This window comes from Agrococcus sp. SL85 (genome assembly GCF_026625845.1).
Lineage (GTDB): Bacteria > Actinomycetota > Actinomycetes > Actinomycetales > Microbacteriaceae > Agrococcus.
Genome location: NZ_CP113066.1, coordinates 597375 through 618239 on the forward strand (window position 1 = coordinate 597375; position 20865 = coordinate 618239).

Sequence of the window (20865 nt, forward strand, 5' to 3'; positions counted from 1 at the left end):
CGGATGCGCGCTCGGGGAGGCCGGCGCGGCGCCGGGCTAGCGGGAGTCGTCGGCAGCGCGCGCCGCGGCCTCCGCGGCCACGAGGCTGTCGGTCGCGCCGCGGAGCGCCGTCGCCGCGGCGCACGCGGCCGCGCACGCGGGGCTGTGGAAGTCGATGCCGACATCGGCGAGCGCGTCGACGACGCGGCCGGCCACGAGCAGGTCGGCCGTCGAGGGCCGCAGCGAGCCGTCGGGCCAGCGGTCGCCCGCCGCGACGATCGCGATCGACGCGCGCTCGCCCCGCCGCTCCTGCTCGTCCATCGCCGCTCGCGCGACCTCCGCCGCGTTCCGCAGGGTCGCGCCCAGCACGAGCGGCGTGCGCGGAGCGCGCGACTCGAGCTCCGCCGCCTCCGGGCCGCGGTCGGCGTCCGCGATCACCAGCACGTCGGCCGTGGCGACGCGCATCGCGGGGACGCCCCACTCGAGGGTCACCTGGTAGCTCGCGCTCATGCCGCCAGCCTAGGCGGGGCGCGGCGCGGCCGCCTGGGCGCCGGATCGCCCGCACCCGGGTCGCGGGGCGCCGCGGCGCCGCGGCGCAGGGTCGCCCGCGCCTCAGCGCAGGGCGCCGAGGTGCGCGAGCGCCGCGCGCACGAGGCTGCCGCGGCCGCCCTCCATCTCCGACAGCACGAGCTCCGACGCCGCGGCCTCCGGGCTCAGCCACGTGAGCTCGAGGGCGTCCTGCCGCGGGTCGCACGAGCCGGTGACGGGCACGATGTAGCAGAGCGAGACGGCGTGCTGCCGGTCGTCGGTGTACAGGCCGCCGCCGGGCAGCGGGAAGTACTCCGCGACCTGGAAGGGCACGGGGCTCGCCGGCAGCTGCGGGAAGGCCATGGGTCCCAGGTCCTTCTCGAGGTGGCGGTAGAGCGCATCCCGGATGCGCTCGCCGCGCATGACGCGGCCCGAGACGATCGTGCGGGTCATCTCGCTCTGCGCGTTCATGCGCAGCAGCAGCCCCACCTCCTCGACCTGGCCCATGCCGTCGAGCCGCACGGGGATCGCCTCGACGTAGAGGATCGGGAGCCGCTCGCGCGCGTCGCGCAGCTCGTCGTCGCTGAGCCAGCCGGGATTGGGATCAGGAGTGCGCACCGCCATGGCCCCATGGTGCCAGGCCCGGGCCGCGAGGCCCCGAGCGCCCCGCCCGCGCTGCGGGGCCGCTGGCGCTGGCGGCGCTGCGGGCGCGGGAGCGGGCGGCGCTACGGGCGCAGGCGCCGGCCGCGGCGGTCGGCCGCGAGCGCCAGCAGGAGCCAGCCGGCCGCGACGACGAGCGCGAGCACGATCGAGGGGATGTCGCCCAGGCGCGCGAACCACGCGACCGGGCTCGCCGGCAGCGACTCGAGGAGCGCCCGCGCCGCGGCGGTCGTGCCGACCGCGAGCAGGCTGCAGCGCCCGAGCGCCGCGAACGGCTCCGCGAAGGCGCCGAGCGCCGAGGTGCCGCCGCGGAGGTCCGTGTCGATCGACGGGTGCATCGCCGCGGCGAGCACCGACGCGAGCGCCGCGACCGCGAGGGTCAGCGGCGGCGTCCACAGCGCCGTCCGCGGCTCGAGCGCCGCCTGGCCCCACACCGTCGGCGTGAAGTGCGCGAGGATCCCCAGCACGCCGAAGAGCGTCGCGGCGAGCAGCGCGTAGCCGACGACGCGGCGGCGCTGCCTGCCCGTCACGCTGCGGGCGCGCAGCAGCCCGTGCACGAGCGCGGCGCCCGCCGCGGCAGGGACGACGAGGCCGAGGCCCGCGACGACCGTCGTGGCGCCGGCGACGAGCGCGGGATCCGCGGACGCGCCGGCCGCATCCGCCACGCCGCCGACGACGAGCGTCGCGGGGCTGCAGTCGTCGCTCGGGCCGCCGCAGAGCGCGGTCGTGAGCCAGAGCGCCGCGGCGCCGATCGCGGTCGTCGCGACGACGGCCCAGACCCACGCGCTCCAGCTCCTCGCGAGCGCCGCGAGCACGCCGAGGCCCGCGACCGCGACGCCGAGCTGCACGAGCGGGCCGGCGACGGCCGTGCGCTCCAGGCCGCCGAGCGCGCCGGAGGCGGAATCCCACGTCGCGCCCGTCGTCGCGCCCGCGAGGAGCGCGGCGGCCGCGGCGGTGGCGAGGCCGAGCGCGACGAGCAGCAGCGCCCGCCGGGCGACGCGCGCGCCCGAGGTCCAGCCGCGGTGCTGCGCCATGGCGAGCGCGCAGCCGAGGATGACGGCGAAGGCGGGCATCGCGATCGCGTCGAGGCCGAGCGCGCCGAAGCCCTGCGAAGCGGGGAACGGGCGCCGCGGCGCCGCGAGCCACGCGACCGTGCCGAGCACGAGCACGCCGCGCGCCGCGTCGAGCGAGACGACGCGGCCGATGCGGGCCCGCGGCGCGCGCCGGGGCGCCCTCGAGCGCCCGCCGCCGCCACGGGATGCGGGCAGCACGCGGGTCGTCGCGGAGGTGCTCGTCACCCTCCGAGGCTACGGTGTGCGGAGCGCCGGGCGGCGCCCGGAAGGAGCCTCCATGCACCCCATCGACGCGGACGCCGTGCTGCGGCGGCCCGCCGCGCCCGGCTCGGCCGGCGACGAGCTGCTGGTCGTGATGCACGGGCTCGGCAGCCACGAGGGCGACCTCTTCGGCCTCGCGCCGCACCTGCCCGGTCGCTTCGAGGTCGCATCGCTCCGCGCCCCGATCCCGTACGGCGGCGGCTTCGCGTGGTTCGGGTTCTCCGCCGTCGACTCGACCGACCACGCGCTCATCGACTCGGCGGCCGAGGGCGTGCTCGCCTGGCTCGACGGGCTCGAGCGGCCGTACGCGCGCATCCACCTGCTCGGCTTCTCGCAGGGCGGCGCGATGGCCGTGCAGCTCGCGCGGCTCGCGCCAGAGCGCTTCGCGTCGATCGCGCACCTCTCGTCGTTCGTGCACGCGGGCGAGCTGCCGGGCGATGCGGAGCTCGCGGCGCGCGAGCCGCGCATCCCCCTGCTCGCGACGATCGGCGAGCTCGACGAGGTGATCCACGCCGACAAGCGCGAGCGCTCGGCGCCGTGGCTCGACGCGCACTTCGCCGTGGAGCGCCGCACCTACCGCCGCGGGCACGCGATCGTGGCCGAGGAGCTCGCCGACGTCGTCGCCTTCCTCGACCGCGCCTGACCCCCCGCTGTTCCGCCTCCGCAGGCTCAGCGGCGCGCGGACGGGATCGTCGCGCCTGCTCGCCGCTGACCCTGCACCAGCGGATCGAGACCGCGCGAGGAGCCTGTGGCGGCCGGGAGGCGGCAGGATGGGTGCCGTGGATCGGTTCCGGCTGGGCGGCGTGCCCGGGGTCACGCCCGCGAAGTGGATGCGGGTGTGGGGCGAGCGCGTGCCCGGCACCCCGATGGAGCTCGTGCAGCTCGAGGAGGCCGAGGCGGTGGCGGCGCTCGTCGCGGGCGAGCTCGACGCGGCGCTCGTGCGGCTGCCCGTCGAGGACGAGCGCCTGCACGTGGTGCCGCTCTACGCCGAGCTCGCCGTGGTCGTCGTGCCGAAGGGCCACCCCGTCGTCGCGTTCGACGATGTCGCGCTCGCCGACCTCGCGGGCGAGGCGCGCGTCGAGCGCGGCGGGATGACCGCAGCGCAGCACCTCGAGGTCGTCGCCTCCGGCGCCGGGATCGCGATCGTGCCGATGTCGGTCGCGCGTGCCCTCGGCGGCCCGGAGACGCGGCACCGCGTCGTCGTCGACGTCGAGCCCACCCGCATCGCGCTCGCCTGGCGGCGCACCGACGACTCCGACCTGCACCAGGAGCTCGCCGCGATCGTGCGCGGCCGCACCGCGCGCTCGTCGCGCGGCGCGGAGCGCGAGGCCGAGGAGCCCGCGACGCCGACCTCGCAGCGACGCCAGCCCGCCAAGGCTCGCGGCCCGCAGCGCGGGCAGAAGCCGGGCAAGGGGCAGCGCCCCGCCGCGGGACGGAAGCCCGGCAAGGGCCGTCGCCGCTAGCTCAGCGGCCGGTCGCCGCCCGCACCTGCTCGACGGCGGCGTCGACGAGCTCCGGGGAGTCGGCCGTGACCGTCACCGCGCCGTCACGTCCCACCGAGATGCGCGCACCCGTGCGCTGCTCGAGCGCCCGCACATGCGAACCGCCGCGGCCGATGAGCGCGCCCACCTCGCCGCGCGGCACCCGGATCGTGCGCGCGACGCTCCACGCCGTCGTCTTCACGACCACGCGGTCCGCCGGGCCCTGCGTCGGCAGCACCCACACCTTCAGCGTGCTGTCGCCGAAGTCGCGCTCCAAGCGGATCGAGCCCTGCCGGTCGTCGCGGGCCTCGCGCTCGGGGCTGCGCACGACGAGCTCCAGGTGCGCCCGCTGCACGCGGCGCTGCGCCATGCGCTGCCGCGCGTGGTCGGTGAGGGCGATCTCGCCGCGGCGCTCCCGGACGGGCGCCTGCGTGCGTCGGCCCGGACCAGCGCCCGCAGACGGGCGACGGACCGCGACGAGGATGCCGAGGATCGCCGCGAGCGCGACGACGCCCAGCACGATGAGCAGGGTCGGGTCCATCGCATCCCTTCCGCCGACACGACGGAAGCCCCGCTCTCGCGGGGCTTCCTGTGGCGGTGACGGTGGGATTTGAACCCACGGTGGAGGGTTACTCCACACAACTTTTCGAGAGTTGCACCTTCGGCCGCTCGGACACGTCACCAAGCGGAGACATTACACGAGGTGCCCACCGAGCCCCAAACCGGGCGCGGCATCCCACGCCCGCCGCCGACAGGTGCTCGCCCGGACGAGCGGTGCCGGTGCACCAGCACCCGTCGTCCGCTGGAGCACCGCTCGGCCCTGCGGACGGGGGCGAGCGGCGGTCAGGCGCCGAGGTCGCGCACATGACGGCGCTCGCTGAGCTCGCCGTCGACCTTCACGCCGCCGTCCGGCAGCCAGCCGTGCTGCTCGTAGAAGCGCTGCGCGCGCTCGTTGCCCTCGAGCACCCACAGGTACGCGCGGGCGTGGCCGTCGGCGCGGAGGCGCCGCTCGGCCTCCATGAGCAGGGCGTGCCCGACGCCGCGCGACCACCGCTCCGAGAGCGCGTAGATGGCGTAGAGCTCGCCCGTCGCGCCGTCGACCTCCTCGCGCGCGGGCCCGATCGCGGCCCAGCCCACGACCTCGCCGTCGGCGACCGCGACGAGCTCGTGCGCCTGCGGGTGCGCGTGCGCCTCGTGCCACAGCTCGGTGCGGCGCTCGGTCTCGCGCTGCACGTCCATCCGATCCAGCATCGCCTGCGGCACGAGCCCCGCATAAGCGGCCCGCCACGTCTCGATGCGCACGCGCGCGATGCCCGCGGCGTCGTCGATCGTCGCCTCGCGCACGTGGGCGGTCATGCGGCCTCCCCCGGGGAGGCGTCGACGACGCAGAAGCGGTTGCCCTCGGGGTCCTCCATGATCACGTAGTCGGCGTCGTCGGGCCGCTTCGGCCAGTGCACGCGCTGGGCGCCGAGCGCCTCGAGCCGCGAGACCTCGCCGCCCTGGTCGTCGGCGTAGAGGTCGAGGTGGACGCGCGGCGGCAGCACCCGCTCGCTCGGCACCGCGTCGAGCGACACGTTGGGACCGTGCCCGGCGCGCGGCCGCAGGAGCGCGAAGCCGTCGTCGAGCGGGAGGCGCGGCTCGTAGTCGAGCGCGGCCGACCAGAAGAGCAGCTGGCGCTCGAGGTCGGAGACCCGGATCACGATGGAGCCGACGGTGAGCATGGCGTCACGCTAGCCGGGAAGCCTGCGGATGCGCCACGAAGCGGGGCGCCCCGCCGCGCGCGTGGGCGGCCGACGGTAGCGTCGCCGGCATGGCCAAGGCTCCCGGTTTCCGCTGCTCCGAGTGCGGGTGGACGACCCTCAAGTGGGTGGGGCGCTGCGGCGAGTGCCAGCAGTGGGGCACCGTCGAGGAGGCGGGCGCGCCCACCGCGCGCGTCTCGGCCGCCGCGGTGCCCGCCTCGCGCGCCGCGCGGCCCATCACCGAGCCTGACCGCGACCGACGCGCCGCGGTGGCCCACGGGCATCGGCGAGTTCGACCGCGTGCTCGGCGGCGGCATCGTGCCGGGCGCTGTTGTGCTGTGCTCGGGCGAGCCGGGCGTGGGCAAGTCGACGCTGCTGCTCGCCGTCGCGGCGACGGCCGCGCGCTCGGGTCGCCGCGTGCTCTACGTCTCGGGCGAGGAGTCGCTCGCGCAGGTGCGGCTGCGCGCAGAGCGCACAGGCGCGCTCGAGCCCGAGCTGTTCCTCGCGAGCGAGACCGACCTCGGCACGATCCTCGGCCAGATCCGCGACGTCGACCCGGAGCTCGTGATCGTCGACTCGGTGCAGACCGTCGCGAGCGCCGACAACGACGGGCTCGCGGGCGGGCCGAGCCAGGTGCGCGACGTCGCCTCGGCGCTCACGCGCGCCGCGAAGGCCGCCGACGTGCCGCTGCTGCTCGTCGGCCACGTCACGAAGGACGGCTCGGTCGCGGGCCCGCGCGTGCTCGAGCACCTCGTCGACGTCGTCGCGCACTTCGACGGCGATCGGCAGACCGCGCTGCGCTTCGTGCGCACCTCGAAGAACCGCTTCGGCCCGACCGACGAGGTGGGCTGCTTCGAGATGACGGGCGACGGCATCCTCGAGGTGCCCGACCCCTCGGGCCTCTTCCTCTCGCGCTCCTCGACCCCGCTGCCCGGCACGTGCGTGACCGTGGCGCTCGAGGGCCGCCGCGCGATCCCCGTGGAGGTGCAGGCGCTCGTCGTGCGGGCCTCGACGGCCCAGCCGCGCCGCGTCGTGAACGGCGTCGACTCCTCGCGCGTGGCGATGGTGCTCGCGGTGCTCGAGCGGCACGCTGGCATGCCGCTCGGGGCCGAGGACGTCTACGTCTCGACCGTCGGCGGCATCAGGCTCACGGAGCCCGGCGCCGACCTCGCCATCGCCCTCGCCATCGCGAGCGCCGCCCGAAACGTCGCCCTGCCGCCGCGGCTCGCGGCGATCGGCGAGATCTCGCTCGCGGGCGAGATCCGGGCGGCGAGCGCCGCGAAGCGCCGGGCCACCGAGGCGAAGCGGCTGGGCTACGCGCGCGTCGTCGACGAGGGGGCCGCGCTCGTGCGGCATGCCGTGCCCGAGACCCTGCGCGCGGGCCGCCGCGAGGCCGCGCCGCAGCGCGAGCCCGCGGGCGTGCCCGACTTCTAGGCCGCGCCTACTGCGCCTTGTCGCCCACCGCGGGCTTCGGCACCTCGAGCATCTCGGTGTCGAGCTCCATGTCGCGGCCGCCGTCCGAGGCGCCCACGGGGATGCGCTCGCCGCGGAAGAACGCGGGCTCCCGGATCGACTGCACGATCATGAGCACCACGCCGATGCCGAGCGTGACGATGCCGAGCACGAACACGAGGCCCACGCCGAACAGCGACGAGCCCGAGCCGTAGTCGGGATCCATCGAGTCGATGAGGGTCGTGAAGAACAGCACCGCGAGCACGAGGCCGCCGACGAGCGGGAAGACGAGCCGCGTGAGCGCCGTGCGCCACGACTCGAACCACGTGCGACGGAAGTACCAGACCGCCGCGAACGCCGTGATGCCGTAGTAGAAGCAGATCATCATGCCGAGCGCCGTGATGGTGTCCCACAGCACGTTCTCGCTGATGAAGCGCATCACGGCGTAGAAGGCGCTCGCCACGATCGCCGAGGCGAGGGTCGCGAAGCCGGGCGACTGGAAGCGGTCGGTGACCGAGCCGAAGCGCTTGGGCAGCGCGCCGTAGTGGCCCATCGCGAGCAGCGTGCGGGCGGGGCTCACGAAGGTCGACTGCAGCGACGACGCCGAGCTCATGAGCACGGCGAGCGAGACGAGCACCGCGAGCGGGCCGAGCACTGGGCCCGCGAGCGCGAAGAACACGTTGTCCTGGATGTCGGGGTTGCCGAGGCCGAACTCGCCCTCGCCGACGCCCGCGTACGCGGTCAGCGCGATCGCGAGCAGCAGGTAGAGCACCACGATGATGACGATCGTGAACGTGGCCGCGAGCCCGGGCGTGCGCGCGGAGCCCTTCGTCTCCTCGTTCATCGTGAGCGTCACGTCCCAGCCCCAGAAGATGAAGATCGAGAGCGACAGGCCCGCGGCGAAGGCCGAGAACGAGCTCACGGCGAAAGGGTTGAACCAGGAGGCGTCGATGGGCGTGGGGTCGAAGGCGCTGCCGTCGGCGACGCGCACAAGCGCGACGACCGCGAAGGCGACGAGCACGACGATCTGGATCGCGACGAGCCAGTACTGCAGGCGCTGCGTGGTGCGCACGTCGCGGTAGGAGATGAACGTCGCACCGGCCATGAAGCTGAGGCACACGAGCACGTTGATCCACGGCTCGGCGGCGAGGTCGGCGATCGAGGGGTCGCCGACGACCTGCGCGATGAGCAGGAAGAGGAAGTCGACGGCGATGCCCGCGAGGTTCGAGAGCACGAGGATCGTCGCGGCGATGAGCCCCCAGCCCGCCATCCAGCCCACCCAGGGGCCGAAGGCGCGCGATGCCCACGTGAACGAGGTGCCCGAGTCGGGCATCGCCGAGTTCAGCTCGCGGTAGCCGAAAGCGACGAGCAGCATCGGGATGAAGCCGACGAGGATGATCGCGGGCACCTGCACGCCGACCTCCGACACCGTGGGCCCGAGGGCCGCGGTGAGCGTGTAGGCGGGCGCGATGCACGAGATGCCGATGACGATGGCGCCGACGAGGCCCACCTGGCCGGCCGAGAGCCCCTTGCCCTGCAGGACATGCGTCTTCTCGCTCATGGGGTCCTTCCTCCTCCCCGGTCGCCCGGGGCCCTCCAGCGGCGCACGGCGTGCGCCGACGAACGATGGGGCCTAGGCCCCGAGCGCCTCGAGCACGTCCGCGGCGGCCTGGCGGCCGGAGCGGATCGCGCCGTCGACGTGCTGGTAGCCGTGGCCGGCGTAGTCGCTGCACGCCCAGTGGATGGGGCCGACCGGCTGCCGCTGGTCGGCGCCGTAGCGGTGGAGGCCGCCGAGGTCGTAGCTCGCGGCGTACGCGCCGCGCGTCCACTCCTCGCTGCCCCAGTCGCTCTCGTAGTAGACGACGGGCTCGAGCGCCTCGGGGCCCAGGTATCGGGCGATCGAGGCGAGGATGCGCGCGCGGCGCTCCTCGTCGCTCCAGCGGAACGCCTCGTCGGCGTGCTCGTCGGAGACGAAGCCCACGAGCGTGCCGCGCGGGTCCTCGTGGTTCGTGTTGTCGTAGAGCTCGTGCACGAGCTCGTCCGGGCCGAAGCCCGTGCCCGAGAGGCCTGCCTCGCGCCAGAAGGGGCGGTCGTAGACCGCGTGCACCTTGATGACGAGGCCGAGCGAGAGGTGCTGGTGCAGCTGGTGCTGGCGGCGGGGCAGCGGCGGCTGCACGTCGATGCGCGTGATGAGGTTCGGCGGCACCGCGACGATCACCTTGCGGCCGCGGGCGACGAGGCCGTCTGCGACGACGACGACGCCAGCGTCCGAGCGCTCGATGCGGCGGACGGGCGCACGGAGGTGCACGGCGTCGCCGAGCGCCTCGGCCATGCGCACGCTCACCATCTGCATGCCGCCCACGACCCGGCGGTCGAGGATCTCGTCCTCGTCGACGAGGTTCGCGAAGCCGTCGGCGCTCGCCGCCATGAGCAGCGCCTGCAGCGCCGAGAAGGCGTGCGAGGGCTTCGTGAGCATGGCGGGGCCGATGAAGAGCGCCGCGAGGTGCGCGGCGGCCGCGTCGTCGGTCTGCTGCCGCAGCCACGCGTCGAAGGGGACGGTGTCGAGCTCGCGGGCGCGGGGATGGTCCCACGGCGCGTCGGGGTCGACCTCGTGCGAGAGCCGGTCGATCTCCTCGACGAGGCGGTCGAGCTCGGCGACGGTGTCGGGGTCGATCGGGAAGTCGCCCTCGTAGTGCACGGCCTCGCCGTCGACGACGTAGACCGACCGGCCGTCGCGGTAGCGCGGGAAGGTCTCGAGGCCGAGCTCGGCGATCGTCTCGTGCAGCACCGTCTGGTGGGGCGAGACCCACTGGCCTCCGAGCTCGAGCATCGCGCCGTCGACGGTGTCGGTCCAGGTGCGGCCGCCGACGCGCTCGCGCGCCTCGAGCACGGCCACGGTGCGGCCCGCGCGCACGAGCGCCGTCGCCGCCGCGAGACCGGACGGGCCGGCTCCGACGATCACGACATCGACGTCGACGTCCACCTGCGACTCCTGCTGGGCCATGCGCACCTCCGGTCAGCGATCCTGCAGAGAACCTACTCCCGGAACGCGCAGGAAAGGCTCAGCGGAGCACGAACGTCGCCCCGCTCTGCGAGGCGTAGCCGCCGACCGAGACGCGCAGCTCGTAGCTCGCGCCGTCGGCGGGCACCTGCTCGCGCTCGGCGGTGCAGGTCTCGGTCGACGAGGCGGTGCGATCCCACTCGATCGGCACGGACGACTGCGGGGTCGCCGGCTCCAGCTGCACGACGTCGTCCTGCACGTCAGCGGCGCAGTCGGTGAAGCGGTAGACCACCTGGTCGCCGGCGCGCACCTCGTACTGCTGCTGCGCCGTGCCCGCGTTGACGGAGCACGCGGCATCGCCCGTGTTCTCGATCGTGAACGAGAGCTGCACGCGCTCGCCGTCGCCGTACTCCTCGCGGTCCGTCGCAGGCGTGAGTCGCACGCTCTCGGCCGCGCAGGGCGCCGTCGGCGCGCCCGTCGGCTGGGGCGTGCCGCCGATGGGGGTGAAGGGCTCTGTGGACGTGGGGCTCGGCTGCGCGTCGGGGGTCGCGGCGGGCGTGCCGCTCGGCGCAGGCGCCGGCTCGGGAGCCGATCCGGCCTCCCAGGGCCGCCAGACCAGCAGCACCACGGCCGCCACGACGAGGATCGCGAGGAGGCCGAGCATCGTGCGCCGGCGGCGCACGGCCGCGCGCCGCTTCGCGCCCGACGGCGCCCTGGATCCCGTGCTCACCGACCCAAGGGTAGGCGCGGGCGGGCTCAGAGCCGCTTCAGCATGCGCGTGTTGCCGAGCGTGTTCGGCTTCACGTGCGCGAGGTCGAGGAACTCGTGCACGCCGCCGTCGATCGAGCGCAGCAGCTCGCTGAAGATCTCGGGGCTCACGACCTGCTCGGCGACCTCGACGTACCCGTGGCGGCCGAAGAACGAGGTCTCGAAGGTGAGGCAGAAGAGCCGCGTGAGGCCGAGGTCGAGCGCCCTCGCCTCGAGCGCCTCGAGCATGCGGTGGCCGACGCCCGCGCCGACCACGCCCTCCGCGACGGCGATCGTGCGCACCTCGCCCAGGTCCTCCCAGAGCACGTGGAGCGCGCCGCAGCCGAGGATCTCACCGTCGCGCTCGGCGACCACGAACTCCTGGACGGCCTCGTAGAGCGTGACGAGCTCCTTGCCGAGCAGGATGCGCTTGGCGACGTAGGGCTCGATGAGCTCGCGCATCGCGCGCACGTCCGAGGTGCGGGCAGGGCGCACGACGACGGGTGCTGCAGTGACGTGCGCGGTCTCGACGGTCATGGCCGTCCAGCCTAACGGCCGTGGCATGGAGCGCGGCGGACGCGGCTCACGCGGGCCGGACCTCGTAGACGAGGCGCGCGAACTGCCCGGCCGCCCGCGCCTCCATGAGGCGCAGCCGGTCGGCGCCCACGCGGCGCGGCAGCAGCGGCGCGCCCCCGGGCAGCGCGGCGGGCGCGACCGAGATCGCGATCCGGTCGAGCGCGCCCGCGTCGAGGAACTGGCCGGCGAGGTCGCCGCCGCCCACGACCCAGACGTCGCCCTCCCCCGCCGCCGCGCGGATCGCGGGCAGCGCCTCGGCCACGTCGCCCCGCACGAACCGGACGTCGGCGCCCGCGGGCACGGGCAGCTCGCGCGTCGTGAAGACGAACACGGGCCGGTCGCCGTGGAACTCGGCCCACCGCGCGGGATGCGCGAGGAGGTCGCTCTCGCGCAGCACCCACTCGTAAGTGCTCGAGCCCTCCACGAGCACCGCGGCCTCCGGCAGCAGCGACGGGTCGGGCTCGGCGCCGCCGGGCACCTCGAACAGCCAGGCGAGCGAATGCGCCTCGTCGGCGAGGTGCCCGGTCATGGTCGTGGCGGTGTCGTAGACGATGCGGCCCATGCGCGGCACGGTACCCGCGGCCGCCGACACCGAGGGCACCGGACGGGATGGGGCCGGGGACGCGGAGCGGGGCCCCGGCCGAAGCCGGGGCCCCACCCCACCGCGCGATCCGCGTCAGCGACGCGGCAGCGTCACCGGCGCTGCAGCGTCACTGGCGCCGCAGGCGGCCGAGCAGCACGAGGCCGAGGCCGAGGAGCATGAGCAGGCCCGCGCCCGCCCACAGCATCGGCGAGACCTGCTGGCCCGTCTCGGGCAGCGCGCCCCCGCCGCCCTGGCCGTCGCCGGGCGCCGGCGCGGTGGCGCTGGGCGTCTCGGTCGGCTCCTCCGTCTCGACGGGGGGCTCGGTCACCGCGGCGGGCTGCACGAGCACCTGGAAGGGGATCTCGGTGCCGGCGTCGGCGACGAGCGTCAGCGTCTGCCAGGCGGCCTCCGTGCCCTCGCCCACGAACGAGGCCGTGACCTCGACGGTGGCGGAGGTCGTGAGGGGCGCACCCGAGTCGTCGCTGTTCACGACGACCTCGGCGGCGCCGACGACCGCGCCCTCGGCGTCGACGACCTCGAGGGTCGTCGAGGCCTCTGCGCCCGTCGAGCGGATGCGGTCGATCTGACCGACCTCGAGCTCGAACGACTCGCCCTCGGCGACGGCGTCGCCCGGCAGGCCCGTGACGTCGACGTGGCGCTGCGCGTAGTCCGGCGCGATGCCGGGGTTGTCGGCGAGGTAGGCGAGCATCGCGTCGAGGTCGACGAGACCCGAGTCGCGCACGTCCGAAGCCGCGCCGAGCGTCCAGAAGTTGTCACCGGGGCCGAAGAGGAACGACGAGCTCGAGACGCGGATCTCCTGGTCGTCGGTCACGGGCACGCCGTCGATGCGGATGTCGCTCACGCGGGCGTCGAACGGCGCCGTGGGGTCGGAGACGTAGGTGACGTTGTCCGAGAGGCCGAGCTGCAGGTACGTTCGGCCCGAGGTCAGCGGGGTGCCGGCCTCGTCGCGCTGCCACTGCTCCTCGAGCACCTGGTCGAGCTGCGCGCCCGTGAGGGTCGCGGTCCAGAGGTTGTTGATGAACGGCAGCACGGTGTTCGCCTCGGCGAGCGTGACGATGCCGTCCTCGGCCTCGCCCTCGCCGGCCGCGAAGAGCAGGCTGTCGCGCACGCCGCCCGGGTTGACGATGCCGATCTCGGCGCCGCCGCGCTCCTCGCTCGCGAGCTGGTCGCGGTACATGTCGGCGACGAACTGCGCCATCGTCGACTCCTCGCCGCGGTTGCCGTTCGACTCGGCGGGCACCGTGAAGGGGCCTGCGATCGTGCCGACCTGCTGCGAGCCGACGATCTCGGCCTCGGCCTCGGCCTCGGCCACGATGTCGCGCACCTCGGCGACGCGCGGGTAGAGCGCCGCGTAGCCGTCGATGACCGCCGCGGCGTCGCCGCCCTCGGGCACCGAGAGGCGCTCGTGGTTCACGACGTCCTCCTGCTGCACCTGCACGTCGCCCGAGGCGCGGTCGACGGTGAGCACGACCTGGCCGACGACGTCCGAGTACTGGTCGGACTGCACGATCGGGCGCAGCTCGCCGTCGACGCCGGGGACCGGCGCGAACCACGAGTACGTCTGGTGCGTGTGCGCGTTGAACACCACGTCGACGTCGGCGGTGAGCTCCTGCGCGAGGTCGCCGAAGAAGCCGTCCGAGGCGGCCTGCGGGGCGAGCGCCGCCTCCTGCTCGGCCTGCGGGGCGTTCAGCGCGGCGCCCACGCCGGCGCCGTCGTGGAACTCCGCGACGATCACGTCGGCGGCGTCCGCCGCCTCGAGCTCGGCGACGACCTCGTTCACCGCGGCGACCGGGTCCGAGAACGCGACGCCCTCGATGCCGCCGCGGTCGACGAGCGACGGCGTCTCCTGCGTGACGGCGCCGACGACGGCGACGGTCACGCCGTCGACCTCGAAGGTCTCGTAGGCGGGCGCGATCGGTGCGCCGTCGAGCGTGACGTTGGCCGCGAGGTAGGGGAAGTCGGCGAGCGCGTCGACGCGACCCGTGAGGTCGTCGACGCCGCGGTCGAACTCGTGGTTGCCGACGGCCGCGGCGTCGAGGTCGAGCGCGTTCAGCACCTCGATCGCAGGCGCGTCGTCCTGCGAGGCAGAGGTGAAGTTGGAGGCGCCGATGTTGTCGCCGCCCGAGAGCACCAGCGTGCTCGCGGGGTAGTCGGCGCGCAGCTCCTCGATCGTCGCGGCGAAGAGCGGCGTCGTCTCGCCGTCGATCCGGCCGTGGAAGTCGTTGAAGTGCAGCAGGTTGACGACCGCGGTGGTGGCGGGGTCGACGACGATGGGGGCGGCGACGGCGGCGGTGGGGCCGACGAGCAGTCCCGCTCCGACGGCGCAGGCGGCCGTGGCGGCCAGCGTGCGCTGCTTCGCGTGCGTGTTCACAGGTTCTCCGATGCAGGTGAGGGACGGCGCGCGAGGCGCACCGCTCTCGACCCTACGGATGGCCCATGCATCCGTCGACCCCCGTCGATCACGATTCGGTGAACGATCGGTGACGGGAGGCCTCCACAGGCCCGGACATGCCATGAGGGCCCCCGCAGGGGCCCTCATGCACGGCCCGAACATGCGACGAGGGCCCCCGCAGGGGCCCTCGTGCACGGCTCGGGATCAGGCGTCCGCGGCCTCGAGCTCGCGCGGCTCCGGGGCGTCGTGCGTGAAGACGAACGCGTCGTCGACGAAGTCGACCAGCACGTGCTCGCCCGCACCCAGCTCGCCGTGCAGGATCTTCTCGCTCAGCACGTCCTCGACCTCGTGCTGCACCGCGCGGCGCAGCGGCCGCGCGCCGAGCGCCGGGTCGTAGCCGACGTGGATGAGGCGCTTCTTGGCCGCCTCCGTCAGCTCGATCGTCATGTCGCGGTCGAGCATGCGCTCCGAGAGGCGCTTGACGAAGAGGTCGACGATCTGCAGCAGCTCCTCGCCCGAGAGCTGCGGGAACACGATCGTCTCGTCGACGCGGTTCAGGAACTCCGGCTTGAAGTTGCGCTTCAGCTCCTCGCGGACCTTCGCGCGCATGCGCTCGTAGTCGCCCTCGGTCGAGCCCTCCATCACGAAGCCGACGGGGCCTCCGGCGATGTCCTTCGTGCCGAGGTTCGTCGTCATGATGATGACGGTGTTCTTGAAGTCGACCACGCGGCCCTGGCCGTCGGTGAGGCGGCCCTCCTCCAGGATCTGGAGCAGCGAGTTGAAGATGTCGGGGTGCGCCTTCTCGATCTCGTCGAAGAGCACGACCGAGAACGGCTTCCGCCGCACCTTCTCGGTGAGCTGGCCACCCTCCTCGAAGCCGACGAACCCGGGAGGGGCGCCGAAGAGGCGGGAGACGGTGTGCTTCTCGCTGAACTCCGACATGTCGAGCGAGATCAGCGCGTCCTCGTCGTCGAAGAGGAACTCCGCGAGCGCCTTGGCGAGCTCGGTCTTGCCGACGCCCGTGGGTCCGGCGAAGATGAACGACCCCGAGGGGCGCTTCGGGTCCTTGAGGCCCGCGCGCTGACGACGGATCGTCTTCGCGAGCACGGCGATCGCCTCGTCCTGGCCGATGACGCGCTGGTGCAGCGCCTTCTCCATGAAGATGAGGCGGGCCGACTCCTCCTCGGTGAGCTTGAACACCGGGATGCCGGTCGCGTTCGCGAGCACCTCGGCGATCACGCCCTCGTCGAGCACGCCCGTGGGGCCGCCGTTGCCGGAGCGCCACTGCTTCTCGGTGCGGAGGCGCTCGCCGAGCAGCTCCTTCTCCTCGTCGCGCAGGCGCGCCGCGGCCTCGAAGTCCTGGCCCTCGATCGCGGCCTCCTTGCGGACGCGCACGTCGGCGATCTTCTCGTCGAACTCGCGGAGCTCCGGCGGGGCCGAGAGGATCGAGAGGCGCAGGCGCGCGCCGCCCTCGTCGATCAGGTCGATGGCCTTGTCGGGCAGGAAGCGGTCCTGCACGTAGCGGTCGGCGAGGTTCGCGGCCGCCACGAGGGCGCCGTCGGTGATCGTGACCTTGTGGTGCGACTCGTAGCGGTCGCGCAGTCCCTTGAGGATGTTGATCGTGTGGGCGACCGAGGGCTCGTTCACCTGGATCGGCTGGAAGCGGCGCTCGAGCGCGGCGTCCTTCTCGAAGTGCTTGCGGTACTCGTCGAGCGTCGTGGCGCCGATCGTCTGCAGCTCGCCGCGCGCGAGCAGCGGCTTCAGGATGTTGGCGGCGTCGATCGCGCCCTCTGCGGCGCCCGCGCCGACGAGCGTGTGGATCTCGTCGATGAAGGTGATGATGTCGCCGCGCGTGCGGATCTCCTTCGTCACCTTCTTGAGGCGCTCCTCGAAGTCGCCGCGGTAGCGGCTGCCCGCGATGAGCGAGCCGAGGTCGAGCGTGTAGACCTGCTTGTCCTTGAGCGTCTCGGGCACCTCGCCCTTGACGATCGCCTGCGCGAGGCCCTCGACGACGGCGGTCTTGCCGACGCCGGGCTCGCCGATGAGGACGGGGTTGTTCTTCGAGCGGCGCGACAGGATCTGCATGACGCGCTCGATCTCCTTCTCGCGCCCGATGACCGGGTCGAGCTTGCCGTCGCGCGCCGCCTGCGTGAGGTTGCGGCCGAACTGGTCGAGGATCTGCGAGCCCTTGGCGTCGGCCTGCTGCGTCTGCTCGCCGCCGACCGCCGTGGCCTCCTTGCCCTGGTAGCCCGCGAGCAGCTGGTTGACCGTCTGGCGCACGCGGTTGAGGTCGGCGCCCAGCTTCACGAGCACCTGCGCGGCGACGCCCTCGCCCTCGCGGATGAGGCCGAGCAGCACGTGCTCGGTGCCGATGTAGTTGTGGCCGAGCTGCAGCGCCTCGCGGAGGCTGAGCTCCAGCACCTTCTTCGCGCGCGGCGTGAACGGGATGTGCGACGTCGTCTGCTGGCTCCCGGTGCCGATCATGTCCTGCACCTGGGCGCGCACGGCGTCGAGCGAGATGCCGAGCTGCTCGAGCGCCTTGGCGGCGACGCCGTCGCCCTCGTGGATGAGGCCGAGCAGGATGTGCTCGGTGCCGATGTAGTTGTGGTTGAGGAGCTTCGCCTCCTCCTGCGCGAGCACAACGACTCGACGGGCGCGGTCCGTGAACCTCTCGAACATCGCTGCCTCCCTTCCTTGTCTGCGAGCGTAGCCCCGGGCTCGGAGGGCCCGCGCGCGTGTTCGCTGTCGGCGCGACGCGCGTCGTCACGGCGGACGGCCAGCGGATGCAGGGCTGCGGCGGCTAGCGTCGGAGGACGCACTCGAGGGACGGAGCGGGATGAGCTGGAGCGGGCCGCAGGACGCGCAGGGACGGCCGGGGGCAGCCATGCCGCCGCAGGGCGCCGTGCCCGACGGCGCCCTGCCCGACGGAGCCGTGCCGCCGCCGTGGGCGCCCCCGCAGCAGCCTGCCCCGCAGCCCTGGGGCGCACCCGCCTCGGTCCAGCAGCACTGGGGCGCGCCTACGCCTGCGCCCGCGACGCAGTCGTGGGGCGCGCCCGCGCCGGCGCAGCAGCCGGCCTGGCAGCAGCCCGCCCCGTGGGGCGCCGCCCCCTTCCCTGCCGCTCCCCCGCCCAAGAAGCCCGCGCTCCTGCCCGCGGCCCTGCCCGTGGGCGATCGCGCCTACGCCGAGGCCCTCGTGCCGCTCGAGCGTCGCGCGGGCCGCTGGGGCCTCGCGTGGGCGATCGCGCTCGGCTTCTTCCTCGGCGGCCAGGTGGTCGGCGCGGCGCTCATGCTGCCGGCGCTGCTCGGCGCGATCGTCTCCCTGCCGCTCTCGGCCATGCAGGATCCGCAGGCGGTCACCGACGCCGTCTTCGAGGCCATCGGCACGCCCTTCGGCATGCTCGGCGTGAACATCGGCTGGGCCGCGATGATCCCGGGCGCGATCGTCGCCGCCGCCGCGTTCGGCAAGGGCGCCGCGGGCTACGTCTCGAGCGTCGCCGGCACGTGGCGCTGGAGCGCCGTGGGCCGCTCCGCGCTCGTGGTCGTCCCGATCTTCGCCGTCTACATCGGCCTGACGCTCGCGCTCGACGGCACCGTCGAGTGGACCTGGGACCCGAACTGGGGACTCGTGGCGGTCGTGCTGCTCACGACCCCGCTGCAGGCCACGGGCGAGGAGTTCGCGTTCCGCGGCTTCCTCACCCAGATGCTCGGCGGCTGGGTGCGGCAGCGCTGGGTGCCGCTCGCGATCGTGGGCTCGCTCGGCATCGTGGTGCTCGGCTTCCTGGGGCTGCAGGGCGGCGCGAACGCCTCGATGCTCGTCGCCGTGCTCGTCGCGACCGCCGCGGCCGGCATCGGCCCCTGGGTCGCCGCGGGGCGACCGCTCGCGACCGCCGTCTGGATCGGCATCAGCACGGGCCTGCTCTTCGGCTCGCTGCACGGCCACGACGCCTTCTCGGCCACGCTGCAGCTCTCGCTCGTGGGCTTCGCCTGCTCGATGCTCACGCACCGCACGGGCGGGCTGGAGGCGGCCTCCGTGCTCCACACGGCCAACAACGTGTTCATCATGGTGCCGCTGGCGCTCACGGGGCAGTCGGCGTTCTCGGCGCAGCCGGTCGCGGGCGAGGACTGGCTCTCGCTCGGGATCGCGGCGGCGGCGCTGGGCCTCGCCTACCTCGCGGTGCACCTGACGATGCCGCGCGCGCAGCGCCGCACCGTCGGCGCGCCCGGCGCAGAGCCTGCTCGTGCCGCAGCAGCGGCTCGCGCCGCCCGTGGCAGCCGCGACCTCCTGACGCCCGCTACGCGTCGTCGCGGGGCGGCGCGGGCGAGGGCTGCGGGGAGGGCTCGGGGCGCCGCGCCGGGCCCTCGCGCGGCGGCAGGCCCGCCTTGGCGCGCTCCTCGGCCTCGAGCGCCTCGTACTCGCGACGCGCGGTGCGGTCGCCGCGGATGATGAAGCGCAGCACCATCCAGAAGACGATGCCGAGCACGATCGTCGGCACGAGCGAGAAGATCGCGTTGCCCCACCAGCTCTCCGGCATGCCTCCAGGCTACCGGTGCCGCCCGAGGGCCGCGGATGCGCTCCGGCGCCCGCCGCGGAGGACGGGCGCCGGAGCGCGCACGGTCAGGGCGCGAGGAGGGCGCGCACGCGCTCGCTGCCGATCGCGAGCAGCAGCGTCGGGATCCGCGGACCGGTCTCGCGGCCCACGAGCAGGCGGTACAGCAGCGCGAAGAACGCGCGCTGCGCGCCCGAGAGCTCCTTGTCGCCCTTGACGATCGCATCGGGCTCGAGCCCGCGCTGCACCTTCGCGACGCCGTAGACCTGGTTCGTGAGGCCGTCGAGCGTCCACGCCTCGTCGATCGCGGGCAGGCCGCCGCCGCCCTCGAGCAGCAGGTGCAGCGCCTCGCGCTCGGTCTCGGTGAGCGCGGCGAGCCCCTCGGCGTCGGGCGCGTCGCGCACCGTCGTGTGCTCCTCGGCCGGCATGTGCGTGGCGACCCACGCCTCCACCTTCGCCAGGCGCGGCTGCAGGGGCTCGAGGCCGTCGAGGGGCTCGTCGTCGAGGCCGCGGAGGATGCGGAGCACCTGCGCCTCGTCGCCGAACGTGATGTCGACCACGGAGGCGAGCGTGCGGTACGCGACGCGGCGGGGCGTCTGCTCGAGCCGCTCGCCGGCGGTGCCGAGCGCGCGCTCGAGCGCCGCGAGGTCGCCGGGCTGCGCGCTGCCGGCGTCGACCTTCCGCGCGAGCGCGTCCCACTCGTCGTAGGTGCGCTGCAGCTCGGAGCCGAAGGCGACGTCGAACGACTGGTTCATGCGGCGGCGGGCGTAGAGCCAGCGCAGCACCGGGCCCTCCATGACGCGCAGGGCGTCGAGGGTGTCGGGGGCGCCGCCGCGCGACGACGACATCTTGGCGACGCCGCCGAAGCCGACGAAGGCGTACATGGGGCCGAGCGGACGCTCCCAGCCGAAGACCGGCGCGAGCTGCAGGCCCACCTGGAACGAGGATCCCGGGGACTGGTGGTCGACCCCCGAGGGCTCGAACACGACGCGCTCGAAGGCCCAGCGCATCGGCCAGTCGACCTTCCAGACCAGCTTGCCCGAGCGGAACTCGCGCAGCAGCACCGTCTCGCGGTGCCCGCAGGTGCACGAGTACGTCATCTCGGTCGAGTCGTCGTCGTACGCCTCGATCGTCGTGAGGTCCGTGCCGCAGGCCGTGCAGTAGGGCTTGTAGGGGTAGTACTCGCCGCCGCCGGAGCCGTCGTCCTCGCTCGCCGCGCCGGAGCCGGCGTCGAGCGCCCGCTGCAGCTCCTCGTCCTCGTCCTTCGCGGCGGGGAGGGTGCGGTACTGCGCGAGGATCGCGTCGATCTCGGCGCGGTGGCGCATCGCGTGCAGGATCTGCTCGGTGTAGGCGCCCGCGCGGTACTGCTCGGTCTGGCTGATGCCGCGGTAGCGGATGCCGAGGGCGGCGAAGCCCTCCTCGGCGCGGGCGCGGAAGTGCGCGGCCCAGGAGTCGTGGGGGCTGCCGGGAGGGGCGGGCACGCTCGTGAGCGGCTTGCCGATGTGCTGCGCCCAGCGCTCGTCGACGCCCTCGATGCCGGCCGGCACCTTGCGGAAGCGGTCGTAGTCGTCCCAGCTGATGATGTGCTCGGCGTCGACCCCGCGGCGGCGCAGCTCGTCGGCGACGAGGTGCGGCGTCATGACCTCGCGGAAGTTGCCGAGGTGGATGACGCCCGAGGGCGACAGGCCGGAGGCGGCGATCGGCTTCGTGCCGCGGCGCTCGGCCTCGGCGATCACGTCGTCCGCGATGCGCGAGACCCAGTCGGCGCGCTCGTGCTCTGGCTGCGTCTGCTCGGCTTCCGTCACGGGATCCGATCCTACCGAGC

The 20865-nt window shown here is 74.3% G+C and carries 17 protein-coding genes, 1 tRNA gene and 1 pseudogene; 4 read left to right on the plus strand and 15 right to left on the minus strand.

Going from position 1 to position 20865, the window contains the following annotated elements; all coding sequences use genetic code 11:
• Nucleotides 1-36: 36 nt before the first annotated feature.
• The 3 genes from OVA14_RS02875 to OVA14_RS02885 form a co-directional block, all read right to left on the minus strand.
• Entirely contained in the window at nucleotides 37-489 is a 453-nt protein-coding gene (locus OVA14_RS02875) for a hypothetical protein (protein ID WP_267504797.1), read from the minus strand.
• A gap of 102 nt (nucleotides 490-591) precedes the next feature.
• The gene (locus OVA14_RS02880; RefSeq protein WP_267504798.1) at nucleotides 592-1131 is read right to left on the minus strand and encodes an NUDIX hydrolase family protein; all 540 of its coding nucleotides are present in this window, start codon (nucleotides 1129-1131) and stop codon (nucleotides 592-594) included.
• Nucleotides 1132-1232: 101 nt separating this feature from the next.
• Nucleotides 1233-2465 carry a hypothetical protein gene (locus OVA14_RS02885; RefSeq protein ID WP_267504799.1) on the minus strand — a complete coding sequence of 411 codons (1233 nt, stop codon included), beginning with the start codon at nucleotides 2463-2465 and terminating at the stop codon, nucleotides 1233-1235.
• Nucleotides 2466-2517: 52 nt separating this feature from the next.
• On the opposite strand from OVA14_RS02885, the gene OVA14_RS02890 reads away from it, so the two are divergent.
• A complete protein-coding gene (locus OVA14_RS02890; protein WP_267504800.1) occupies nucleotides 2518-3144 on the plus strand; it encodes an alpha/beta hydrolase in 627 nt (208 codons plus the stop codon).
• A 136-nt stretch (nucleotides 3145-3280) separates the two neighbouring features.
• Nucleotides 3281-3964: a LysR family transcriptional regulator substrate-binding protein gene (locus tag OVA14_RS02895; RefSeq protein ID WP_267504801.1), complete on the plus strand. Its 684-nt coding sequence runs from the start codon at nucleotides 3281-3283 to the stop codon at nucleotides 3962-3964.
• Nucleotide 3965: 1 nt separating this feature from the next.
• Here OVA14_RS02895 and OVA14_RS02900 read toward each other — a convergent pair whose 3' ends face one another.
• From OVA14_RS02900 to OVA14_RS02915, 4 genes are all read right to left on the minus strand, one after another.
• A complete protein-coding gene (locus OVA14_RS02900; protein ID WP_267504802.1) occupies nucleotides 3966-4523 on the minus strand; it encodes a KH domain-containing protein in 558 nt (185 codons plus the stop codon).
• A 51-nt stretch (nucleotides 4524-4574) separates the two neighbouring features.
• Nucleotides 4575-4665 (minus strand) — tRNA-Ser (locus OVA14_RS02905).
• Between the two features lie 160 nt (nucleotides 4666-4825).
• Nucleotides 4826-5338, minus strand: a complete 513-nt coding sequence (locus tag OVA14_RS02910) for a GNAT family N-acetyltransferase (RefSeq protein WP_267504803.1) — start codon at nucleotides 5336-5338, stop codon at nucleotides 4826-4828.
• Entirely contained in the window at nucleotides 5335-5703 is a 369-nt protein-coding gene (locus OVA14_RS02915; RefSeq protein ID WP_267504804.1) for a VOC family protein, read from the minus strand. The genes OVA14_RS02910 and OVA14_RS02915 overlap by 4 nt, the downstream gene beginning before the upstream one ends.
• Before the next feature lie 89 nt (nucleotides 5704-5792).
• On the opposite strand from OVA14_RS02915, the pseudogene radA reads away from it, so the two are divergent.
• Nucleotides 5793-7155: pseudogene (gene radA / locus OVA14_RS02920) on the plus strand (DNA repair protein RadA).
• 7 nt (nucleotides 7156-7162) lie between these two features.
• On the opposite strand, the gene OVA14_RS02925 reads toward radA, so the two are convergent.
• The 7 genes from OVA14_RS02925 to OVA14_RS02955 form a co-directional block, all read right to left on the minus strand.
• On the minus strand, nucleotides 7163-8734 hold the full coding sequence (locus tag OVA14_RS02925; RefSeq protein WP_267504805.1) for an APC family permease: 1572 nt from the start codon (nucleotides 8732-8734) through the stop codon (nucleotides 7163-7165).
• Nucleotides 8735-8806: 72 nt separating this feature from the next.
• Entirely contained in the window at nucleotides 8807-10177 is a 1371-nt protein-coding gene (locus OVA14_RS02930) for a flavin monoamine oxidase family protein (RefSeq protein WP_267504806.1), read from the minus strand.
• Nucleotides 10178-10235: 58 nt separating this feature from the next.
• Nucleotides 10236-10904, minus strand: coding sequence for a hypothetical protein (locus OVA14_RS02935; protein WP_267504807.1), 669 nt, complete (start codon nucleotides 10902-10904; stop codon nucleotides 10236-10238).
• 26 nt (nucleotides 10905-10930) lie between these two features.
• Complete coding sequence (locus OVA14_RS02940; RefSeq protein WP_267504808.1) at nucleotides 10931-11458, minus strand: amino-acid N-acetyltransferase; 528 nt, start codon at nucleotides 11456-11458, stop codon at nucleotides 10931-10933.
• Nucleotides 11459-11504: 46 nt separating this feature from the next.
• Nucleotides 11505-12059, minus strand: coding sequence for a dihydrofolate reductase family protein (locus OVA14_RS02945; protein ID WP_267504809.1), 555 nt, complete (start codon nucleotides 12057-12059; stop codon nucleotides 11505-11507).
• A 148-nt stretch (nucleotides 12060-12207) separates the two neighbouring features.
• Nucleotides 12208-14472 (minus strand): bifunctional metallophosphatase/5'-nucleotidase, encoded by a 2265-nt coding sequence (locus OVA14_RS02950; RefSeq protein WP_267504810.1) that lies wholly within the window; start codon nucleotides 14470-14472, stop codon nucleotides 12208-12210.
• Nucleotides 14473-14697: 225 nt separating this feature from the next.
• Nucleotides 14698-17172: an ATP-dependent Clp protease ATP-binding subunit gene (locus tag OVA14_RS02955; protein WP_267504811.1), complete on the minus strand. Its 2475-nt coding sequence runs from the start codon at nucleotides 17170-17172 to the stop codon at nucleotides 14698-14700.
• Nucleotides 17173-17329: 157 nt separating this feature from the next.
• Between OVA14_RS02955 and OVA14_RS13440 the strand changes: the two genes are divergently transcribed.
• Nucleotides 17330-18937: a CPBP family intramembrane glutamic endopeptidase gene (locus tag OVA14_RS13440; protein ID WP_324288034.1), complete on the plus strand. Its 1608-nt coding sequence runs from the start codon at nucleotides 17330-17332 to the stop codon at nucleotides 18935-18937.
• Between the two features lie 171 nt (nucleotides 18938-19108).
• On the opposite strand, the gene OVA14_RS02970 is transcribed toward OVA14_RS13440, so the two are convergent.
• Nucleotides 19109-20845 (minus strand): lysine--tRNA ligase, encoded by a 1737-nt coding sequence (locus OVA14_RS02970; protein ID WP_267504813.1) that lies wholly within the window; start codon nucleotides 20843-20845, stop codon nucleotides 19109-19111.
• Between the last annotated feature and the right edge of the window lie 20 nt (nucleotides 20846-20865).

Excerpts from the sequence above, each read along its gene's own strand:
- OVA14_RS02945 (WP_267504809.1), bottom strand. The coding sequence starts at position 12,059 with ATGGGCCGCATCGTCTACGACACCGCCACGACCATGACCGGGCACCTC.
- OVA14_RS13440 (WP_324288034.1), top strand. The coding sequence starts at position 17,330 with ATGAGCTGGAGCGGGCCGCAGGACGCGCAGGGACGGCCGGGGGCAGCC.
- OVA14_RS02915 (WP_267504804.1), bottom strand. The coding sequence starts at position 5,703 with ATGCTCACCGTCGGCTCCATCGTGATCCGGGTCTCCGACCTCGAGCGC.
- OVA14_RS02880 (WP_267504798.1), bottom strand. The coding sequence starts at position 1,131 with ATGGCGGTGCGCACTCCTGATCCCAATCCCGGCTGGCTCAGCGACGAC.
- OVA14_RS02940 (WP_267504808.1), bottom strand. The coding sequence starts at position 11,458 with ATGACCGTCGAGACCGCGCACGTCACTGCAGCACCCGTCGTCGTGCGC.
- OVA14_RS02900 (WP_267504802.1), bottom strand. The coding sequence starts at position 4,523 with ATGGACCCGACCCTGCTCATCGTGCTGGGCGTCGTCGCGCTCGCGGCG.
- OVA14_RS02925 (WP_267504805.1), bottom strand. The coding sequence starts at position 8,734 with ATGAGCGAGAAGACGCATGTCCTGCAGGGCAAGGGGCTCTCGGCCGGC.
- OVA14_RS02930 (WP_267504806.1), bottom strand. The coding sequence starts at position 10,177 with ATGGCCCAGCAGGAGTCGCAGGTGGACGTCGACGTCGATGTCGTGATC.
- OVA14_RS02910 (WP_267504803.1), bottom strand. The coding sequence starts at position 5,338 with ATGACCGCCCACGTGCGCGAGGCGACGATCGACGACGCCGCGGGCATC.
- OVA14_RS02875 (WP_267504797.1), bottom strand. The coding sequence starts at position 489 with ATGAGCGCGAGCTACCAGGTGACCCTCGAGTGGGGCGTCCCCGCGATG.
- OVA14_RS02890 (WP_267504800.1), top strand. The coding sequence starts at position 2,518 with ATGCACCCCATCGACGCGGACGCCGTGCTGCGGCGGCCCGCCGCGCCC.
- OVA14_RS02955 (WP_267504811.1), bottom strand. The coding sequence starts at position 17,172 with ATGTTCGAGAGGTTCACGGACCGCGCCCGTCGAGTCGTTGTGCTCGCG.